The sequence below is a fragment of the Kineococcus indalonis genome, from assembly GCF_009906395.1.
Taxonomy (GTDB): domain Bacteria; phylum Actinomycetota; class Actinomycetes; order Actinomycetales; family Kineococcaceae; genus Kineococcus; species Kineococcus indalonis.
Genome location: NZ_JAAALM010000517.1, coordinates 1 through 2,806, shown reverse-complemented (window position 1 = coordinate 2,806; position 2,806 = coordinate 1). Strand labels below are relative to the sequence as shown.

Below are 2,806 nucleotides of genomic sequence, written 5' to 3'. Positions count from 1 at the left end.
CGGCCGGGGCCGGTGGTGGCGCCGGCGGGGGCCGGGGAGCCGCTCACGGAGTCGCTGACGGAGTCGCTCACGCGGCACTTCCTTCCATGACGAGGTCGAGCACGCGGTGCTCGTCGATCTCCTCCGCCGGCCCGCTGTGCAGGACCCGGCCGTCGGCGACGACGAGGACGCGGTCGGACAGGCCCAGCACCTCCTCGATCTCGCTGGAGACCACGACCACCGCCGCGCCGGCCGCGGCCAGCGAGCGGACGAGGGCGTAGATCTCGGCGCGGGCGCCGACGTCCACCCCGCGGGTGGGTTCGTCCAGCAGCAGCACGCGGCAGCCGTGGACCAGCCAGCGCGCGATCATGATCTTCTGCTGGTTGCCGCCGGAGAGGGTGCGCGCCGGGCGGTCGGGGTCGGCCGGGCGCAGTTCGAGCTCGGCGATGCGCTCCAGGGCGCTGCGCCGCTCGGCCCCCTCGTCCAGCACCGGCCCGCGGGCGAAGCGCGCGAACGTGGCGAGGGTGACGTTGCGGTAGACGGGCTCGTCCAGCAGCAACCCCTGGCTCTTGCGCTCCTCGGGCGCCAGGCCCACGCCGCGGCGCACCGCGTCGGGCACCGAACCGCGCGGCAGTTCTCGCCCGGCCACGCGCACGCGCCCGGCGGTGGCGCGCCGGGCGCCGTAGACGGTCTCGAGGATCTCCGAGCGCCCCGAACCGACCAGGCCGGCCAGGCCGACGACCTCGCCGGCGCGCACGGTCATCGAGACGTCGCTGAAGACGCCGCGCAGGCCCAGGCCCTCCACCTCCAGCAGCACCTCGGCGTCGGCGGGCACGCCCCGGCGCGCGGGGAACACCTGCTCCACCGATCGGCCGGTCATCAGGCGGATCAGCTCGGGCGTGGGCGTGGAGGCCACCGGCAGGCCCCGGGCCACGGTGCGCCCGTCCTTCAGGACGGTGATGCGGTCCCCGATGCGGCGGATCTCCTCCAGCCGGTGCGAGATGTACAGCACCGCCACCCCGGCGGCGGTCAGCTCGCGCACCAGCCGGAAGAGGTTCTCCACCTCCTCGGAGTCCAGCACCGCGGAGGGTTCGTCCATGACGATCAGGCGCGCGTCGTGCGAGAGCGCGCGGGCGGTGCTGACGATCTGCTTGCCGGCGGCGGACAGGTGCCCCGCCTCGCGGTGCGGGGGGATGTCGCCGTGCCCGAGCCGGGTGAGGACCTCGCGCGCGCGGGCGTGCAGCTCGCGGCGGCGGGTCACGCCGGCGGTGGCCAGCTCGTGCCCGAGGAACAGGTTCTCGGCCACCGTCAGCCCGTCCACCACGTCCAGCTCCTGGTGCACGGTGGCGATGCCGGTGCGCAGCGCCGCCACCGGGGTGGGCAGCGCCACCTCCTGCCCGCGCCACTCCACGGTGCCGGCGTCGGGGCGGTGCACCCCGGCGAGGACCTTGATGAGGGTGGACTTGCCCGCGCCGTTCTGCCCGAGCAGGCAGTGCACCTCGCCGGCGCGCACGTCCAGGTCCACCCCGTCCAGAGCCGTGACGCCGGAGAACCCCTTGACGATCCCGCGCACCTGCAGCAGGACCTCCCCCGGCGCCGCACCGCGCCGCGCCCCGGGGGCCTGCCCGCGGGGGTCGCCATCGACCATGCGCAGAAGGTGTCAGCGCGCCCGCCGGTCGTCAAGCATCGCGGCCGCGGCGGGTCCCGCCCGGTCGTCCACCGCTGCCGCGCGAGCGCGGCGGCGCTCAGCGCGCCAGGTGCCGCTCGCCCGGGCCGTCGTAGGCGGACAGCGGGCGGATGAGGGAGTTCGCGGCGCGCTGCTCGCGCACGTGCGCGGTCCAGCCCACCACGCGCGAGGCGACGAAGACCGGCGTGAACACCGGGGTGTCGAACCCGATGAGGTGGTAGGCGGGCCCGGAGGGGAAGTCCAGGTTCGGCCGGATGCCCTTGGCGCCGACCACCGCCCCCTCCAGCGCGTCGTACAGCTCCACGACGTCGGGGCGGTGCAGGTGGGCGGCCAGCTCGCGCAGCGCCGCGCTCATCGTGGGCACCCGCGAGTCGCCGTCGCGGTACACGCGGTGCCCGAAACCCATCACCTTGCGGTGCGCGGCCAGCGCCTCGCGCACCCAGGTGCGCGCCCGCTCCGGCGCGCCCGCTCCGGTGCCGACCTCCTCGAAGACGTCCCACACCGCCTCGTTGGCGCCGCCGTGCAGGGGGCCCTTGAGGGCCCCGACGGCCGCGGTGACCGCCGAGTGCAGGTCGGCCAGGGTGGAGGTGACCACCCGCGCGGTGAACGTGGAGGCGTTGAAGGAGTGCTCGGCGTAGAGCACCAGGGACACCTCGAAGGCGCGCACCACCTCCGGGCCGGGTTCGGCGCCGAACGCCTGCCACAGGAAGTTCGCGGCGTACCCGAGGTCGTCGCGCGGCGGCACCGGCGCGAGCCCGTGCCGGCGCCGCTGGGTGAGGGCCACCACGGCCGGCAGCACGGCGAACAACCGCTCCGCCTTGGCCAGCTCGGCGGCCGGGGAGGAGTCGGCGGCGTCCGGGGCCAGCGCGCCCAGGACGCTGACGGCGGTGCGCACCACGTCCATCGGGTGCGCGCCCGCCGGCAGCTCGTCGAGCACCCGCAGCAGGCGCGGGTCCAGCGCCCGGTGCGCGCGCTCGCGCTCGCGCAGGCCCTCCAGCTCCCCCGGCGTCGGCAGCTCCCCGTGCCACAGCAGGTGGGCGACCTCCTCGAAGGAGCACGAGGCGGCCAGCTCCTGCACCGGGTACCCGCGGTACAGCAGCGAGTTCGTCCCCGGGTCCACCTTCGAGACCGCGGTGGTGT

2 protein-coding genes are annotated in these 2,806 nt (G+C 76.0%); both read right to left on the bottom strand.

Annotated features, from left to right (window positions below; all coding sequences use genetic code 11):
* Positions 1-67 precede the first annotated feature (67 nt).
* Entirely contained in the window at positions 68-1,627 is a 1,560-nt protein-coding gene (locus GTR00_RS18260; RefSeq protein ID WP_166612997.1) for a sugar ABC transporter ATP-binding protein, read from the bottom strand.
* A gap of 97 nt (positions 1,628-1,724) precedes the next feature.
* The coding region (locus tag GTR00_RS18255; protein WP_166612996.1) for a bifunctional 2-methylcitrate synthase/citrate synthase at positions 1,725-2,806 on the bottom strand (1,082 nt) is incomplete at its 5' end.

Excerpts from the sequence above, each read along its gene's own strand:
- GTR00_RS18260 (WP_166612997.1), bottom strand. The coding sequence starts at position 1,627 with ATGGTCGATGGCGACCCCCGCGGGCAGGCCCCCGGGGCGCGGCGCGGT.